General features: G+C 67.0%; 12 protein-coding genes. 5 read left to right on the top strand and 7 right to left on the bottom strand.

Features of this window, described 5'->3' with window-relative positions; genetic code table 11:
- Positions 1–5 precede the first annotated feature (5 nt).
- The 7 genes from ACXRVZ_RS05100 to ACXRVZ_RS05070 form a co-directional block, all read right to left on the bottom strand.
- Positions 6–983: an ABC transporter permease gene (locus ACXRVZ_RS05100; RefSeq protein ID WP_457420804.1), complete on the bottom strand. Its 978-nt coding sequence runs from the start codon at positions 981–983 to the stop codon at positions 6–8.
- A gap of 328 nt (positions 984–1,311) precedes the next feature.
- On the bottom strand, positions 1,312–1,854 hold the full coding sequence (locus ACXRVZ_RS05095; RefSeq protein ID WP_457420802.1) for a hypothetical protein: 543 nt from the start codon (positions 1,852–1,854) through the stop codon (positions 1,312–1,314).
- Between the two features lie 16 nt (positions 1,855–1,870).
- Entirely contained in the window at positions 1,871–2,779 is a 909-nt protein-coding gene (locus ACXRVZ_RS05090) for a glycoside hydrolase family 16 protein (RefSeq protein ID WP_457420800.1), read from the bottom strand.
- 30 nt (positions 2,780–2,809) lie between these two features.
- On the bottom strand, positions 2,810–4,141 hold the full coding sequence (locus ACXRVZ_RS05085) for a GH1 family beta-glucosidase (protein ID WP_457420798.1): 1,332 nt from the start codon (positions 4,139–4,141) through the stop codon (positions 2,810–2,812).
- 9 nt (positions 4,142–4,150) lie between these two features.
- Positions 4,151–4,969, bottom strand: a complete 819-nt coding sequence (locus ACXRVZ_RS05080; RefSeq protein ID WP_457420796.1) for a carbohydrate ABC transporter permease — start codon at positions 4,967–4,969, stop codon at positions 4,151–4,153.
- A complete protein-coding gene (locus ACXRVZ_RS05075; RefSeq protein WP_458232221.1) occupies positions 4,966–5,865 on the bottom strand; it encodes a carbohydrate ABC transporter permease in 900 nt (299 codons plus the stop codon). Before ACXRVZ_RS05075 ends, ACXRVZ_RS05080 begins: the two co-directional genes overlap by 4 nt.
- Before the next feature lie 619 nt (positions 5,866–6,484).
- Positions 6,485–7,780, bottom strand: a complete 1,296-nt coding sequence (locus ACXRVZ_RS05070; protein WP_458232220.1) for an ABC transporter substrate-binding protein — start codon at positions 7,778–7,780, stop codon at positions 6,485–6,487.
- 349 nt (positions 7,781–8,129) lie between these two features.
- On the opposite strand from ACXRVZ_RS05070, the gene ACXRVZ_RS05065 reads away from it, so the two are divergent.
- The 5 genes from ACXRVZ_RS05065 (at position 8,130) to ACXRVZ_RS05045 (ending at position 16,974) form a co-directional block, all read left to right on the top strand.
- Positions 8,130–9,617: a glycosyl hydrolase family 18 protein gene (locus tag ACXRVZ_RS05065; protein ID WP_457420790.1), complete on the top strand. Its 1,488-nt coding sequence runs from the start codon at positions 8,130–8,132 to the stop codon at positions 9,615–9,617.
- Between the two features lie 224 nt (positions 9,618–9,841).
- Entirely contained in the window at positions 9,842–10,897 is a 1,056-nt protein-coding gene (locus tag ACXRVZ_RS05060; RefSeq protein WP_457420789.1) for a LacI family DNA-binding transcriptional regulator, read from the top strand.
- A gap of 717 nt (positions 10,898–11,614) precedes the next feature.
- Positions 11,615–14,638: a TonB-dependent receptor gene (locus ACXRVZ_RS05055; RefSeq protein ID WP_457420787.1), complete on the top strand. Its 3,024-nt coding sequence runs from the start codon at positions 11,615–11,617 to the stop codon at positions 14,636–14,638.
- Positions 14,639–14,734: 96 nt separating this feature from the next.
- Positions 14,735–16,267 (top strand): tryptophan halogenase family protein, encoded by a 1,533-nt coding sequence (locus ACXRVZ_RS05050; protein ID WP_457420785.1) that lies wholly within the window; start codon positions 14,735–14,737, stop codon positions 16,265–16,267.
- Entirely contained in the window at positions 16,264–16,974 is a 711-nt protein-coding gene (locus ACXRVZ_RS05045) for a SapC family protein (protein WP_457420783.1), read from the top strand. Before ACXRVZ_RS05050 ends, ACXRVZ_RS05045 begins: the two co-directional genes overlap by 4 nt.
- Positions 16,975–16,980: the final 6 nt, after the last annotated feature.

The following is a 16,980-nucleotide window of genomic DNA, read 5'->3' as shown; positions in this document are numbered from 1 at the left end:
TGCTTTCAGTGCGCCTTGCCTTCGACGCGCAGGCGCGGGTCGACAGCGAAATAGAGCAGATCCACGCCAAGGTTGATGACGACGAAGATCAGCGAGATCAGGCAGAGGTAAGCCGCCATGACGGGGATGTCGGCGAACTGCACGGCCTGGATGAAGAGCAGCCCCATGCCTGGCCATTGGAAGACCTGCTCGGTGATGATGGCGAAGGCGATCAGCGAGCCGAGTTGCAGGCCGGTGATGGTGATGACCGGCACCAGCGTGTTCTTCAGCGCATGGCCGAAGTAAACGCTGCGGTTGGTCAGCCCGCGGGCGCGCGCGAAGCGGATGTAGTCGGTGCGCAGCACCTCCAGCATCTCGGCGCGCACCAGACGCATGATGAGCGTGAGCTGGAAGGCCGACAACGTGACGGCCGGCAGGATCAGATGCAGCAGGCCGTCGCGCGTCAGCAGGCCGGACGTCCAGCCGCCGAAGTCCACCACCTCGCCGCGGCCGAAACTGGGCAGCCATTTCAGCTCGACCGCAAACACCCAGATCAGCACGATGCCGATGACGAAGTTGGGCAGGCTGACGCCGAACAGCGTGCCCGTCATCAGCAATTGCGCGCTGGCCTTGCCGCGCCGCAGGGCCGCGTAGACGCCCAGTGGAATGCCGAAGCCGAGCGCGATCAGGCCGGCGACGAGGGCCAGTTCCAGCGTCGCCGGAAAGCGCTCGACGATGAGGCTGGACACCTTGCGGCCCTGGCGCAGGCTGATGCCGAATTCGCCCTGGGCGGCATTGACGGCGAAGCGGGCGAACTGCACCGGAAAGGGCTGGTCAAGCCCCAGGTCCTTGCGCAGCGCGGTGCGCTGCTCTTCCGTCGCGTCCTGGCCCAGCAGGTTGGTGACCGGGTCGCCGACATACTGGAACAGCATGAAGGCGATGAAGGCCACCGACAACATGACGACGACGGCCTGGGCCAGCCGGCGGAGGATGAAAACCAGCATGACGTTTTGGCCCTAGATCCGGCAGTCGGGCGCACAGCACCAGGCCGGCAGGTGGGCAGCGTGGGTCACCAAAGTGGTGAGCGTTGCGCAGTTCTCAGGTTGTGGATGCACCAAGACTTTCGCCGAGTAACAAGCGGCCAATTGCCGGATCTGGGTTGCAGGCCTGCCGCGCGGATGCGCCGCAGAAGGACGCGATCATGGCGAAGGCTGCGAGGCCCGGACGCCCGGGAAAGCCCTAGACAGCAAAAGCGATGCCCGCATCGCGATGGAGGCAGTCAGCTTACCCGAGCGAGCGCATCCCGCGCCGCCGGGCAAGCCGCTCAGCGTCTCACTGCGGCGCTGACGCGGCCGCTGCGGGCAGCGACCACGCAAAGCCCTCAATGCCTTTGGCGAACTGATCCGTCAGCTCCTTGTACGGGCTGCCCGGCGGGGCCTTCAGCAGCACGACGAGGCGGTAGCCGCCATTGACGGCGACGTAGCTGATGGCACGCAGGCCGTTGGGCAGCTTGCCCTCGTAGCGGCCGGCTTCCACGCCACCCACCAGCGTCGGCTTGGCGGCATCGCGGGTGAGGCTCTTGTCGAAGGGGTTGCCGATCTTGACCGCGCCGTCCAGCGGGTCGTAGGGCTTGGCCGGGTCGGGCTCGGCGTAGTTCCACAGGACGATGAAGACGGCCTTGGGGTCATCGGTGCGGGAATAGACCGCCATGCCGGCGGGCTTGCCGGCCTTGTCGGGCTTTTCCTCGCGGTTCACCGCCGTCACGCCGTCCGGCGCGTTGAAGCTGCCGTAGGCAGTCTTCACCTCGGCGGGATGGGTGGCCGGTGCGCAGAGCAGGCCGGCGATCAGCGTCAGGGTCGAGAGCAGACGTTGCATGGGTCGAGCTCCTTGCTCAGTTTTCCTTGTAGATCCGCACCCAGTCGACCTTCATCTGCGCGGGCAGCACGGTCGTCGCGTCGGGCGAGCCGGGCCAGTCGCCGCCGATGGCCAGGTTGAGGATGACGAAGAAGGGCTTCTCGAACACCCAGGTGCCGCCGGCCGGCAGCAAGGCGGGCGTGAGGCGGTGGAACTCCACGCCGTCGACCTGCCAGATGATCTCGTTGGGCCGCTTGATGATGGTGTAGGTGTGGAAGTCGTTGGCCACCGGGCCGCCGAAGTCGCGCGGCTTGCCGATGCCCTGGGCGCCCGAGTAGCCGGGGCCGTGCAGCGTGCCGTAGGTCGCGTTCGGCGTCTTGCCGATGAACTCCATGATGTCGATCTCGCCACCGGCCGGCCATTGGCCGGTCTGACCCAGGCTCCAGAAGGCCGGCCAGATGCCCGGCCCCGAAGGCAGCTTCATGCGCGCCTCGACCTTGCCGTAGGTGAAGTTCGCCTTGTTGCTGGTGTGAATGCGGGCCGAGGTGAAATCGCAGGGCTTGTCGTTCCAGCAGGGGCCGGGGTTGCTGGCCTTCTCGGCGGTGATGACCAGCATGCCGGCGCCGTCCATCTGCGCATTGCGCGCGTTCGACGTGTAGTACTGGAACTCGTGGTTGCCCCAGCCGCTGGCCTCCTTGTTGCCGAGGTCGTAGTTCCAGTTGGCCGCGTTGGGCACGGTGCCGGCGCTGCCGTCGAACTCGTCGCTCCAGACCAGGCTCCAGATGTTGGACGGCGCGGGCGTGGAGGCCGCCGGTGCGGCAGGTGCGGCCGCAGCGGGCGTGGCTGCCGTGGCCGAACCACCGCCACCGCCGCAGGCGGTCAGCGCAAAGGCCAGGGCGGATAGGAAGCCGCGCCAGGGGCGGGGTGCTGGGGTGATGCTCTTCATGGTCTCGTCTCCGGAGTCGTTGTTATGGGGTCAGCCGCGCCAGTCCTTGAGGAAGGCGCGATACCAGTCGGCGCTGGCCTTGGGCGTGCGGACCTGGGTGCCGTAGTCGACATGGACGATGCCAAAGCGCTTCAGGTAGCCGCTGGCCCATTCGAAGTTGTCCATCAGGCTCCAGACCATGTAGCCGGCCATGGGCACGCCCTGCTGCATGGCGCTGGCCACGGCCGCGATGTGGCTGCGCAGGTAGGCCACGCGGTCGTCGTCCTGCACACGGCCGAGCACGACCGTGTCATCCTTGAAGGCGCCGCCGTTCTCGGTCACGTAGACGGGCGGCAGGTCGGCGTAGTCGCGCTTGAGCAGCACCAGCAGGTCGGTCAGGCCTTGCGGATAGATCTCCCAGTCCATGTCCGAGACCGGCAGGCCGCGGCCCTTGGCGTTCCACTCCTCGCCACTGGCCGACACGACGCTGCGGGTGTAGTAGTTGACGCCGAGGTAGTCCATGGGCTGGGCAATCGCCGCCATGTCGCCAGCCTCGACGATGGGCGCGTCGGCGCCCAGCTCGGCCAGCACGTCTTCGGGGTAGGCGCCCTTGAACAGCGGGTCGGCATACCAGCGGCGGCCGCGGGAGTCGGCAAGGGTCGCTGCGGCGATGTCGGCCGGCATGGCCGTGGCCGGCACGCAGGACGCGAGGTTGAGCACGATGCCCAGTTGGCTCTTGGCGCCATCGGCACGCAGCGCCTGCAGGGCCAGGCCGTGGCTGAGCAGCAGGTGGTGGGACACCTGCGTGGCGATCTTCTTGCTCTTGATACCGGGCGCGAAGTTGCCCTGCTCATTGCCCAGCGTGGCCACGACCCAGGGCTCGTTGTGCGTTGTCAGGCCGTGCAGCCGGTCGCCGATGCGGGCCTGCACATGGCGGGCGTAGTCGACGAAGCGGTGCACGGTGTCGCGGTCATTCCAGCCGCCGCGGTCCTGCAGGCCTTGCGGCAGGTCCCAGTGGTTGAGCGTGGCCCAGGCCTGGATGCCGCGCGCCTTCAGGCCGTCGACCAGGCGCTCGTAGAAGTCCAGGCCTTTGGGGTTGAAAGCGCCGTGGCCCAGCGCCTGCACGCGCGGCCAGGCGATGGAGAAGCGGTAGGCGTTGACGCCCAGCGACGCAATCAGGTCGAGGTCTTCATCGAGGCGGTGGAAGTGGTCGCAGGCGACCTCGCCGTTGCTCGCGTCGGCAATCGCGCCGGGCTGCTTGCAGAAGCGGTCCCAGATGGATTCGCCCTTGCCGTCCGCGAAGGCGGCGCCCTCGATCTGGAAGCTGCTGGTGGCCACGCCCCAGACGAAGTCGGGCGGGAACTGACGGTGCAGAGGATTCATGGGCTGTTCTTATTTGACGGCGCCGGCGGTCAGGCCCGCGATCAGTTGGCGCGACGAGATGACGAAGAGAACGATCAGCGGCAGCGTGGCGATGGCCGAGCCGGCCATCAGCGCGCCCCACTCGGTGCTGGTGGTGCTGAACAGGCTGCGCAGGGCCAGCGGCAGCGTGTAGTTGTCGGCGTTGCGCAGCACGATCAACGGGCTCATGAAGTTGTTCCATGAACTGATGAAGGTGATCAGCCCCAGCGTGCCGAGGGCCGGCTTCATCAGCGGCAGCGCGATGCGCCAGTAGATGCCCAGCTCGCTGGCGCCGTCGATGCGCGCGGCGCTGAGCAGTTCCCTGGGCACCGTGCTGGCGGCGAACTGGCGCATCAGGAAGATGCCGAAGGCGCTGGCCGCACCGGGCAGGTAGAGGGCGCGGTGGGTGTCTATCCACCCTAACGCGTCCATGACCATGAAGCTGGGGATCATGTTCATGAAGCTCGGCACCATCATGGTGGCCATGACGAGGGCGAACAGCGCCTTCTTGAAGCGGAACTCCAGCATCGCGAAGGCATAGCCGGCCATGGAGCAGAACAGCAGCGTGAGGCCCGTGGACATGAGGCCCACGTAAAGGCTCCAGCCGACGTTTTTCCAGAACGGCAGGCGGGTCGTCAGCACCTTGATGTTGTTGAGCAGTTCGTCGCTGAAGAACAGCGGCGGCGGCACATTGAAGATGTCGGTGCGCGACTGCGTGGCGAACACGAACATGAAATAGAACGGCGCCAGCATGAAGAGCGCGCCGATGCCGACGATGGCGTAGGCCAGGAGCTTGGGGGTCTGCTTCATGCCTGCACCTGCTTGTCCGCAAACGCCTTGTTCGTCAGCCAGGTCAGCAGCGCAATGATCCCGAACATGATCCAGGCCAAGGCGCTGGCGCCACCGAAGTCGCTGAAGTCAAAGGCCAGGCGGTAGAGGTACATGGCCACGGTCATGGCAGCCTGGTCGGCGCCGCCCTTGCCATTGGTCAGGATGAAGGGCTCCTCGAAGATCTGCAGCCCGCCGATGACGGACAGCGTCACGCCGAACAGGATCATGGGCTTGATGCCGGGCAGCGTGATGCGCAGGAACTGCTGCCAGGGGCCGGCACCGTCAAGCTTGGCGGCCTGGTAGAGGTCGTGCGGGATGGTCTGCAGTGCGGCCAGATAGAGCACGAGGTTGAAGCCGACGTAGCGCCAGAACACGATGATGGCCACCGCCGGCTTGATGGCGTCGGGCGAGCGCATCCAGTTGATGTTGTCTGTGCCGAACATCGCGTGCAGGGCCTGGTTGACGAGGCCGTAGTCGGTCGAGAACAGCGAGCCGAACAGCATCGCGATGGCGACGGTGGACGTGATGTAGGGCAGGAAGTAGGCACCCGAGAACAGACCGCGCCAGCGCCCGAACGACCGATGCAGGAAGACCGCCAGCGGGATGGCCACGAGGTGCTGGGGCACGCCGGTGGCGATGGCCAGCCAAAGCGTGTTGCGCAGCGCCTTCCAGAACCAGCCGTCGGTCAGCGCGAAGACGAAGTTATCGAAGCCGACGAACTGCATGGCCTCGATGCCGCTGGTCGGCTCCCAGGACTGGAAGGCCAGCCAGGCCGAGAACAGCAGCGGGAACAGGCCGAAGACGGCGAACAGGATGAGGAAGGGGCTGACCAGGAGGTAGGGGGCCCAGCGGGAGGGGATGCGGAAGCTGTGCATGGTCAGTGGTCTTCCACGGTTTGGCGTGGCGTTGTCTTTGTGGCTAGGCCCATGCCGGGATTTCGCCCCGGCGGGCGACCTACTTTCTGGACCGCCAGAAAGTAGGCAAAGAGCTCCCCCCGACCGCCCCGCCCTTCGGGTCCCCTGCGGTACTCAAGCCTCGAGGCCCCGCCCGGAACTCGCGCCGCTACGCTCTGCTCAGACAACCGTGCGGAGTCAGTTCTTGAAGTGCGCTTCGCGCACGGCCTCAAGTCTTTCCGTTCCTCGGCGGGGCTAAAGGGGGCATACGAAATACATCCACCGGCCGGCTGTTGGGCTTGGCTGTTGGCTGCTGGCTGTTCGCGAACCTCCCCTTCTAAACCGCCGAGAAGCGCAGAAGCCCGGGGCGCGAGCGCAGCGAGCTTCAACATCTGACTTCGCACCCCTTTGTTTGAACGGAGCGTAGCGAAGTGAGTTGGGTGCGGCCCCGGGTTTCGAGCATCGCAGGGGACCCCGCAAGGGGCGGTTTCGCAGGGGAGAGCTTTTTGCCTACTTTTTGGCGGCGCAAAAAGTAGGTCGGCCGCCGGGACGAAATCCCGGCTGGGCCTGGCCAGCACGCCACCTTCTGAACAGCCTCCCATCACCGATTCGCCCGATGAACAAGCAGCGCCTGGGCATCTTCCAGCGCCTTGGGGATGGCCTTGCCGTACTCCAGCACGTTGTCCAGCTCAGCGTTGATGACCTCGTCGGCGAACTTGTGCTGCTTGTGCATCTTGACCACGGGGATGCGCCGCGCCGCGTCACGCCACAGCAGGCGGGCGTGCTGGCCGCCCAGGAAGGGCACGGGCTGGTCGAAGAAGGCGTCTTCCTGCGAGGCCAGCAGGGCCGGGAAGGCGTCCTGCGAGCGGAAGGCGTCGAGCTGGCGCTGGCGATCCATCGTCAGCTCCTGGATGAGCTGCCAGGCCAACTGCTTGCGCTCTGGCGCCGAGCGGCGCGGGATGGCGTAGTAGGTGCCGCCGTAGGAGCAATAGGCGTTCTCGGGCAGTTGCGCCACGCGCCACTTGCCGGCCGTGCCGGGCGCCACCCAGTTGGCCATCTGGCCGGCCATCCAGCAGCCGGACATCTCGGTGGCCAGGCGGCCGCGCTTGAGCATCTCCGCCCAGTCGTTCTGCCAGACCTCCACCCGTGCGTCCAGGCCCTGCTGGCGCACCTTCTTCGCCAGCTCGAAGGCGCGCACGAAACGCGCCGACATGATCTGCGCCCGACCCTGGTTGTCGACGAACTGGCCCTCGCCCGGCGGGGTGCCGGCGCGCACGATGATGTCCTTGAGCAGCCGCACGTCACCGATCAGATAGGCGCCGGTCTTGGCCTTGAGCTGGGCACCGGCCTCGACATAGCTCTCCCAGGAGCGCGTCAGGTCCGCCTCCTTCAGGCCAGCCTGGGCCAGCAGGTCGACGCGGTAGAACAGCGCGCCCGGGCCGATGTCGCTGGGCATGGCAACGAGGGCACCCTGGCGGTTGCGCGCCGTCTCGATGGCGAAGGGCACGAACCTGTCCTTGAAGCGCTCGGCACCGAAGGCCGGCGCGGACAAGTCCTCCAGCCCCGAGCCCAGCGAGAAGCGGCCCAGGTAGCTGGTCTCCAGCGCGATGACGTCGGGCAGATGGCCCGAGGTTGATAGCGCTGTCGTCATGGCCGTGTGATGGTCGTCGTACTGGYGGCTGATGACCTGGGCGCGCACCTCCGGGTGGCGCTGGCTCCAGCCCTTCAGCAAGTCCTTGGCGATGACGTCGACGAGGGGGAAGGCGGCCACGGTCAGCGTGCGTTCCGGAGCCGCCGCGACGGCCGCTGCCGGCCCGGTGGCTGATACCAGTGCTGCGGCGAGCGAATCCGCCAGCAGCTGGCGACGTGTGGTGAGAGGGGTCGGAAGGCGGGACATGGGTTCTGAAAGCGCTTTCAAGATTGTGCCCCGCGACGTTTCCAGGCCCAGCCGCACAAACCCTAATCACGACTGCAAACAGTTGCGCCGCCCCATGAGAACCGCACGGCCACCCATCGGCCAGCTACGTTTGCTCCATGGACAAGGGTTTTCACTCGTGACGATGTCACCCACCATTCGCAGAGTGGTATGCAAGAGGTTGTAGTTTTCCAAGGCTGGTTGCATACCAGTTGGCAACCTCAACACCTGGGATGGGCCGATTGTCGGCCCGGGAGTTCGGCCAGGTGATGTGCGGGGATGCGGCAAATGCCCAGCCCCGCTGTTGAAGCCCTTGAACAGGATATGTTTCATGAACCCGCTTTCCACCGATATCCCCGCTCACCAGCTGCAGCGGCTTGCCGCCATCACCGCCGCTGCCTTTGCTTCGTTGGCCGCGCCCACGTTGGCTGAAGCAGCAGACTGCGCGACGGCGTGGTCGGCCTCCGCCGTCTACACCGGCGGCGCCGTCGCCAGCAAGGGCACGACCAACTACAAGGCGAACTGGTGGACGCAGGGCAACGACCCGGCCACCAACAGCGGCCCCGCCGGCAGCGGCCAGCCGTGGACTTCGCAAGGCGCCTGCACGACCGGCCCGGCCCCGAGCCCGGGCCCCGCGCCCGGCCCTGCACCCACACCCGGCCCGGCCCCTGGCCCGGCGCCAGGCCCCGCACCGGCCCCCGGCCTGAGCGACCCGGCCGCCAAGTCGGCCACGCAGTCGTCACGCGCCTACACCGTCTACTACCCGAGCTGGAGCGACAACTGGTTCGATGCCACCGGCAAGACGATGAACCAAGTCTTCCAGGCCAGCAACTTTGCGCGCATCCCGGCCAACTACACGCATGTGGTGGCCGCCTTCGCGCAGCCCAACTTCGCCTGGGGCGGCATGGCGGCCAACAACTGGTCCGGCACCGGCATCAACTTCAACGGTCGGCCGTCGGACATCAAGGCCGCCATAGACGTGCTGCACGCCCGCAACATCAAGGTCATCCTGGCCGTGGGCGGCGCGACGTACAACAGCTGGGGCACGCTGTCCGCTGAGGGCCATGCCGGCAGCGGTCCGACCATCACCGCGCTGTCCAACATCATGAAAGACGTCGGCTTCGACGGCCTGGACGTGGACTTCGAGATCGAGGGTCTCGACGCCTATGCCGGTGCCGTCAAGGCGATGCGCAAGGCGGTCGACCTGGCCGGCGGCGGGCGCATCCTCAGCGTGGCGGGCTGGTCCACCGGTGCCGACTGCACGGGTGCGACGCAGAACGACCCGCAGTGCGCGGGCGTGGGTGTCAGCTACTGGGGCGGCAAGGCCGGGCTGGAGCGGCAACTGGTCAACAGCTACCCGGCGCTGAAGACCGCGTTCAACCTCGTCAACATCATGGCCTACGACGCGCGCTACGAGCACTTCGACGGCGTGACGTCCTGGAAGCAGTACCGCCAGCTGTTTCCAGCCAGCACCATCGTCTCCATCGGCTTCGAGACGGCGCCTGAAGGCTGGTCGGGCGCACAGCTCGTGGTGAACAACGCCGACGCCCAGTGCACGGGCTCCGTGATCCTGCAGAACAGCTACGGCGTCAACATCAACCAGGCCTACTCGGTGGAGCGCTATCTGAACGCGGTGACCGGCAGCACGCTGGCCAACAAGAACCCGCGCGATGGCGCCATGCTGTGGCAGGCGTTGAAGACGGCGACCGGCAGTTGCGGCAGCGCGCCGCTGGCCTCGCCGGGCTCCATCGGCGTGAAGGCTGCCAACAGCCTGGGCCTGGTGAACGACCCGGCGCTGCAGAACGCGCCCTGGAAGTAGGACCCTCTCTCCACTGCGCCGGCCCGCCCGGCGCCCTCACGCCCGGCCTCCCTAGCTTCACCCCAACCCAGGGTGTTGCCTAGGTCGCGCCGGGCCCTTTTTTGCCGATTATTGAAAGCGCTTTCAGATTGGTGCGCAAAATTGCCGCATGGCTACCCAAGCTGGCGGGTCAGCCCCACGACGGCCCGAACAGCACCGCACCTACACTCGGCCATCGCCGCGCCATGCTGATGAACGACACCCCTCACCCTGCCAAGAAAGCGCCTTCAAGCCGCACGGACGGCGTCGTCACGCTGGAGCAGGTGGCCGCGCTGGCCGGCGTGTCGCCCAGCACGGTGTCGCGCATCCTGAACGGCACCGCCGCCGTCAGCAAGGCCAAGAAGGACGCGGTGGACGCCGCCATCCTGGAGCTGGGCTTTCGCCCCAACCCGGTGGCGCGCGGCCTTGCCGGCGGGCGAACGCTGTCGGTCGGCGTCGTCACGCAGATCATCTCCAGCCCCTTCTACGGTGAGGCGCTGCTGGGCATCGAACGTGAACTGGAGCAGGCCGGCTATGTGCCGCTGTTCGTCTCCGGCAACTGGCATGCGGACGACGAGCGCAAGGCCATCGAGACGCTGCTGTCGCGCCGCGTCGACGGCGTCATCGTGCTGGCCGGGCGCATCGCCGACGCCGAGTTGACCCGGGTCTCCGACAGCCTGCCCGTCGTGGTCGTGGGCCGCCAGCTGAGCGGGCCGCAGCTGTTCAGCTTCAGCTTCGACAACCGTGAGGGCGCGCGGCTGGCCACGCAGCATCTGATTGAGCAAGGCCACCGCCGCATCGCCTTCATCGCCGGTGACCTGATGCACGACGACGCCGTCGAACGCCAGAACGGCTACTTCGACGCGCTGGCCGCGGCCGGCATCGCGCAAGACCCCAACCTCATCGTGCAGAGCGACTACACCGAAGCCGGCGGCATGCTGTCGGTCAGCCGGCTGCTGGAGCGCGACGTGCGCTTCACGGCGCTGTTCGCCTCCAACGACCAGATGGCCATCGGCGCCTGCCTGGGCCTGCACCGGCGCAACCTGCGCGTGCCGGACGACGTCTCCCTCGTCGGCTTCGACGACCTCATCATGGCGCGCTATTCCATGCCGCCACTGACGACGGTGCGCCAGTCCGTCTACGAGATCGGCATCGAGGCGGCCAAGGCCATGCTCGCCATGCTGCGCGGCGTCAAGCCCAAGGCCACGCTGCCCGGGCCGGAGCTGGTGGTGCGTGAGAGCACGCGGCGGGTGGGGCGTTGACCCCTCGTCCAGTCTTGCCGCGCTGAACGCGGGCAAGCCTGACCGGTCCCCCGAGGGGACGGCGATGCTCGCGGGGGTTGCCCCGCTCGCACATCGCCAGGCGGGCCGGCTTGGGAGCGGCCCGGCGCTCGGCCCGAAACCGTTGACCCCTCGCCCAGTCTTGCCCCGCTGAACGCGGGCAAGCCCAGTCGGTCCCCCTGGGGGACGGCGACGCTTGCTGCATCGAGCCGCAAGCACATCGCCAAACGGGCCGGCTTGGCGAACTGAAGTCGGACACAAGCAGTCCCTGCGGACTGCTTGTGCCTACGGAAGGCCATGAGCCTCTGGCTCATGGCAGGCCCGGCGCTCGGCCCGAAGACCAAATCACCGACCATCCGCGCGGACTGTTGTTCCGCCCGGGAAAACCATGTGGCTGATCTCGGGGCCCTGTCGCATGATTGCATGAAAGCGCTTTCAGTCGTTTCAGCAGGCTGCCGCTTTTCAACCCGAAACTACCCGTAGCCGCCGCGCCAACGCCGCCAAACCCAATGGGGATGGGGCTTGCAAGCCGGCGATGCCCCGGAACAACACCCCTTGGTCCTTCTGGCCCGGCGTTGCCGCCGAGCCGCAGACCAAGGGTGTTGCCTAGGTTGAAAGCGCTTGCATTGACGTACGCTTGAAAGCGCTTTCAGTTCGTCATCGAGCCCACTCGACAAGACCACAACTCTGGAGACAAGTATGAGAACAACCCGCCCCGCCCCTCGCCTCACCGCCCTGGCTGCCGCCAGCGGCCTGCTGTTCGCCAGTGCCGCCGCGCTGGCCCAAGGCGGCAACCCCAATGCCGGCCCCACGCCGTCCACCTCGGTGCCCCAGGCGCTGGCCAGCACCACGCAGCTGGAGACGGTCGTCGTGACCGGCATCCGCAAGTCGCTGGAAACCTCGGTCAACCTGAAGCGCTCGTCGTCGGGCCTGGTGGACGGCATCGTGGCTGAAGACATCGGCAAGTTCCCCGACACCAACCTGGCTGAATCGCTGAGCCGCATCAGCGGCGTGTCCATCGACCGCGCCAACGGCGAAGGCACCCGCATCACCGTGCGCGGTATGGGCCCCGACTTCAACCTGGTGCTGCTCAACGGCCGCCAGATGCCCGGCGCCAGCGTTGACGGCAGCGCGCCGGCCTCGCGCTCCTTCGACTTCTCCAACCTCGCCTCCGACGGTGTGGCGGCGCTGGAGGTCTACAAGACCAGCCGCGCCAGCAGCCCGACCGGCGGCATGGGCGCGACCATCAATGTCCGCACCCAGCGCCCCTTCGACATCAAGGAAACCATCGCCAGCGTTGGCGTGAAGCTGGTCAGCGACCAGTCTGCCCGCCGCCTGCCTGGCGAGGAGCAGGGCAAGCGCGCCACGCCTGAGCTGAGCGGCATCTACAGCACGCAGTCCAACGACGGTATGTTCGGCATCGCGCTGATGGGCACCTACCAGGTACGCGACTCCGGCTACTCGCAGGCCAACGTCAGCAGCGGCTGGAAGACCTTCAACGGCGTCCAGGACAACGACTGGGGCGGGACCAACGCCGTCTGGGGTGGCCTGCCGCCGGCCTCGGCCAACGTCATCAAGAACCGACCGGCCGCCAACTCCATCTACAGCGTGCCGCAGAACCTGAACTACTCGTTCACCGGCGTGCACCGCGAGCGCCTGAACGGCCAACTGGTGCTGCAGTTCAAGCCCACCAAGGACCTGGTCGGCACGCTGGACTTCGTCATGTCGGAGCAGAAGTTCCGCCAGCGCCGCAATGACATCTCCGCCTGGTTCAACTTCGGCGGCCAGTTCGGTGAATACACAACCGGCTCGCCCTCCTCTCCCGTCATCTACGGCGAGACCATTCCTGGCGGCAACTCCGATCTGGCGATGGGCGCCTCGCGCATCAGCACCAAGAACAAGAATCAGCAGATCGGCCTGAACCTGAAGTGGAAGGCCACCGACGCGCTGAGCTTCGACTTCGACGCCCACCACTCCACCGCCACCTCGGGCGCCAATGACCCACTGGGCACCAGCGTGGTGTTGGGCACCGCGTCGCTGAACCGTGGCGACACCTTCGCCGACTTCAGCAATAAGTTCCCGGTGCTGGGCATCAAGGGCACGACGCTGGACCCGACCAAGCAGGAGCTGCAGGGCTCGGTGTTCGGCAACAGCTACCAGAAGAACGAGGTCAACCAGCTGCAGGCCAAGGGCAACTGGAAGATCGACGCTGACAGCAGCCTGGACTTCGGCCTGACGCTGACCGAAGTCAAGAACCGCTCGGCCTTTGCCAACGTGCAGCGCGACACCTGGGGCGGCGCCGCCGCAGGTGGCCCCGCCGCGATGCCGGACGACATCTGGAAGACCGACTCGATCAGCAAGTACTTCAGTCGCATCCCCGGCTCGAACGACCCGCGCCTGTTCAACCAGTTCTTCTATTTCAACTTCGAAGACCTGCGCGCCGCAGCCATCAAGACCCTGGGCTCCGACACCCTGTTGAAGGCATCGTTCGACTGGAACGACGATTTCCGCACCACGGAAAAGTCGCAAGCCGCCTTCGGCCAGTACAACCTCGCCTGGGACTGGGGCGTGCCCATGGAAGCAGCCATCGGCGCCCGCTACGAGCGCACGAAGGTGGGTTCGCCGTCCGTGGAGAAGATTCCGGTGTCGGTGGCCTGGGTATCCGACAACGAAGTGCCCATCACGTTCAGCGGCACCCGCTCCGGGTCGCGCGACGGCAAGTACGGCTACTTCCTGCCGTCCATCGACTTCAGCGCCGATGTGACCAACGACATCAAGCTGCGCGCCAGCTACGGCCAGACCATCGGCCGCCCGGGCTGGAACGCCATCCAAGGCGGGCAGCGACTGGACACGCTGGCCCGCGTCGACGGCGGCATATCGTCCGTGGGCAACCCGGACCTGAGGCCGCTGAAGTCGAGCAACCTCGACTTCTCCGCCGAGTACTACTACGCCAAGAGCAGCTACGTCGCGGCGAGCTACTTCCGCAAGTCCCTCAAGGACTACAACCAGGCAGTCGTCACCAGAACCAATCTGTTCGGCCTGCACACGCCCATCGGCAGTGCGATGTACAACCAGGCCCAGACGGCCGGGGGCTGCGGCGCCGATTCAGGTTGCATCCGCAAGTACATCTTCGCGAACTTCCCGACCGCTCCAGGGGTGAACCCAACCGGCGCCCCCGGAAGCGGGCTTGGCACCATCACCGCCCAGCCGACCGACCCGCTGCTGATGTTCAACCTGGGCACGTTCGCCAACAACGACCGCAGGAACAAGATCAACGGCATCGAGCTGAACGCGCAGCACATCTTCGGCAACAGCGGCTTCGGCGTGTCGGCCAACTTCACCAAGGTGAAGTCCAACCTGGCCTACGACAACAACAAGCGTGGCGGGCAAACCGACGTGCTGGTCGGCATGGGCGACTCGGGCAACCTGGTCGGCTTCTTCGAGAACGAGGACTGGACGACCCGCCTGGCCTATAACTGGCGCGGCAAGTTCCTGGCGGCCAACTACGACGGCGTGGAAGGCGCCCAGCCGCTGTACGTCGAACCCTTCGGCCAGTTGGACTGGAGCGTGGGCTACAACGTCAACCAGCATCTGCGCCTGCAGTTCGACGCCATCAACCTGACGGACGCGTACACCCGCACGCACATGCGCAACGAGAACCAGATGGGTGCCGTCACCCAACTGGGCCGTCGCGTAATGATCGGCGCGCGCTACAGGTTCTAAGCTCAAGTCTGGTTCGGCGGCGCTCCGTTCAGGGGTGCCGCCCTTGTTCGCCGATGGGCGAGGCCGCGCGAGCGGCCCTTTTTGTTTGAGGCTCCTGTGGACGACAGACTGCGTGAGGTGGTGGTGCTGGGCGGCGGCTCGGCGGGCTGGCTGGTGGCCGGCCTGCTGGCAGCCGAGCATGGCGAGCTGAAGATCACGCTGATCGAATCCAGCGCCGTGCCGACCATCGGCGTCGGCGAAGGCACTTGGCCGTCCATGCGCGACACGCTGCGCCGCATCGGCCTGTCCGAGGCCGAGTTCATCCGCCGCTGCCAGGTCTCGTTCAAGCAGGGCTCCCGCTTTGACGGCTGGGCGCGTGGTGCGCCGGGCGAGCAAGGCGACCGCTACTACCACCCCTTCATGCTGCCCGTCGGCCATGGCGACGCGGACCTGGTGCAGGCCTGGCTGGCCAGCCAAGGCCAGCGCCCCTTTGCCGACGTCGTCAGCCCCTCCGTGCAGGTCTGCGAGGCCGGCCGCGCGCCCAAGCAGGTGCAGACCCCCGAGTTCGGCGCTGTCGCCAACTACGCTTACCACTTCGACGCCGGCCTGTTCGGCCAGATGCTGCGCGAGCATGCCGTCACCAAGCTCGGCGTGCACCATGTCATAGCCCACGTCGACGCCGTGCTGTCGCACGAGAACGGCGACATCGCTGCGCTGCAGACCCGCGAGCACGGAGACATCAAGGCCGACCTCTTCATCGACTGCTCGGGCCTGACGTCCCGCCTCATCGGCCAGCACTTCGGCGTGCCGCTGAAGAGCGAGCGCGACGTGCTCTTCAACGACGCTGCCCTGCCCGTGCAGGTGCCCTATGCCACACCTGACGCGCCGCTCGCCTCGGTCACCGTCGCCACAGCCTGGGCCAAGGGCTGGATCTGGGACATCGGCCTGCCCACGCGGCGCGGCGTCGGCTGCGTCTACTCACGCGCCCACGCCAGCGAGGACGAGGCCCAGGCTGCCCTGCAGGCCTATCTAGACGCCACCGGCGCACCACCCGAGCGGCCCACGCCGCGTTCCATCCGCTTCGACCCAGGCTACCGCGAGCAGTTCTGGGTGCGCAACTGCGTCGCCATCGGCCTGTCCTCCGGCTTCATCGAGCCGCTGGAGGCTTCGGCCCTGGCCCTGGTCGAACTCTCCGCCCAGCGCCTGTGCGACGAACTGCCGATGACTCGATCCTCCATGGACGCCGTGGCCCGCCGCTTCAACGACGACTTCCGCTACCGCTGGGCGCGCGTCATCGACTTCCTGAAGCTGCACTACGCGCTCAGCAGCCGCGACGACAGCGACTACTGGCGCGCCCACCGCGACCCCGCCACCTGGCCCGAGCGCCTGCGCGAGTTGCTGCCCATGTGGACGCTGCGCCCGCCGGCCCGCCATGATTTCGGTCGCATCGACGAGGTCTTCCCCTCGGCCAGCTACCAGTACGTGCTCTACGGCATGGGTTTCCGCCCTGACGCTTCAGCCCTCTCCCCCGCCAAACTTCAGGCAGCCCAGGCCGCCTTCGACGAGGCCGCCCGCCAGGCCCGCCGCTTCGTGCCCGCCCTGCCCGGCCACCGCAGCCTGATAGACCATATTCACAAGACCGAGACATGACCCGTCCCACCCTGCTCGACAACGTCACTCACCGCCATCTGCGTGTCCGCAGCGAGCGCTCCGCCGCCCTGGGCGACGCCCGCCAGTCGGCCCTGGCCCTGCCGGCTGAGTTCCGCCAGCTGCAGGCGCATTTCCCCATCGTCTTCCAGCTGGTTGAAGGCGACGCCGGCTTCCAGCCCGTCGCCTTGTTCGGCCTCGAGGAAGGTCAGAACCTCTTCCTGACCGACGCGGGCTGGGACGCACCCGTCGTGCCCATGGCCCTGCAGCGTGATCCCTTCATGATCGGCCGCGCCCCCGACGACAGCCTGCAGCTGCACATCGACATGGACAGCCCGCGCATCGTGCGGCCCGAGGAGGGCGAGGTCGGCACCGCCATCTTCATGCCGCACGGCGGCTTCAGCGACTACCTCGATCATGTCGTGCTGCTGATGGAGCACCTGCACGCCCAGGCCCAGCACCTGCCGGTCTTCATCGAGGCGCTGACCCGCCACCAACTGCTGGAGCCCTTCGTCATCGACATCGAGACCCCCGGCGGGGAGCAGGGTCGGTTGTCGGGCCTGTTCACCATCCACGAGGAGCGCCTGGCCGCCCTGCCCGGCGCCGCGCTGGAGGTGCTGGCGCGCGAGGGCCATCTGCTGCCCATCTACATGCAGATCGCCTCGCTGGCCCAGTTGCCCGTTCTCGTCGAGCGCGCCAGCCGCCGTTGAACTGAC

The sequence above is a fragment of the Roseateles sp. P5_E8 genome, assembly GCF_054177665.1.
The sequence above is the reverse complement of the archived record's forward strand: the minus strand, read 5'-3'. Positions and strand labels throughout refer to the sequence as shown.

What these genes read in the sequence shown, in the direction of transcription:
- ACXRVZ_RS05045 (WP_457420783.1), top strand. Translation starts at nt 16,264, where the DNA reads ATGACCCGTCCCACCCTGCTCGACAACGTCACTCACCGCCATCTGCGT.
- ACXRVZ_RS05100 (WP_457420804.1), bottom strand. Translation starts at nt 983, where the DNA reads ATGCTGGTTTTCATCCTCCGCCGGCTGGCCCAGGCCGTCGTCGTCATG.
- ACXRVZ_RS05090 (WP_457420800.1), bottom strand. Translation starts at nt 2,779, where the DNA reads ATGAAGAGCATCACCCCAGCACCCCGCCCCTGGCGCGGCTTCCTATCC.
- ACXRVZ_RS05080 (WP_457420796.1), bottom strand. Translation starts at nt 4,969, where the DNA reads ATGAAGCAGACCCCCAAGCTCCTGGCCTACGCCATCGTCGGCATCGGC.
- ACXRVZ_RS05095 (WP_457420802.1), bottom strand. Translation starts at nt 1,854, where the DNA reads ATGCAACGTCTGCTCTCGACCCTGACGCTGATCGCCGGCCTGCTCTGC.
- ACXRVZ_RS05060 (WP_457420789.1), top strand. Translation starts at nt 9,842, where the DNA reads ATGCTGATGAACGACACCCCTCACCCTGCCAAGAAAGCGCCTTCAAGC.
- ACXRVZ_RS05055 (WP_457420787.1), top strand. Translation starts at nt 11,615, where the DNA reads ATGAGAACAACCCGCCCCGCCCCTCGCCTCACCGCCCTGGCTGCCGCC.
- ACXRVZ_RS05075 (WP_458232221.1), bottom strand. Translation starts at nt 5,865, where the DNA reads ATGCACAGCTTCCGCATCCCCTCCCGCTGGGCCCCCTACCTCCTGGTC.
- ACXRVZ_RS05085 (WP_457420798.1), bottom strand. Translation starts at nt 4,141, where the DNA reads ATGAATCCTCTGCACCGTCAGTTCCCGCCCGACTTCGTCTGGGGCGTG.
- ACXRVZ_RS05065 (WP_457420790.1), top strand. Translation starts at nt 8,130, where the DNA reads ATGAACCCGCTTTCCACCGATATCCCCGCTCACCAGCTGCAGCGGCTT.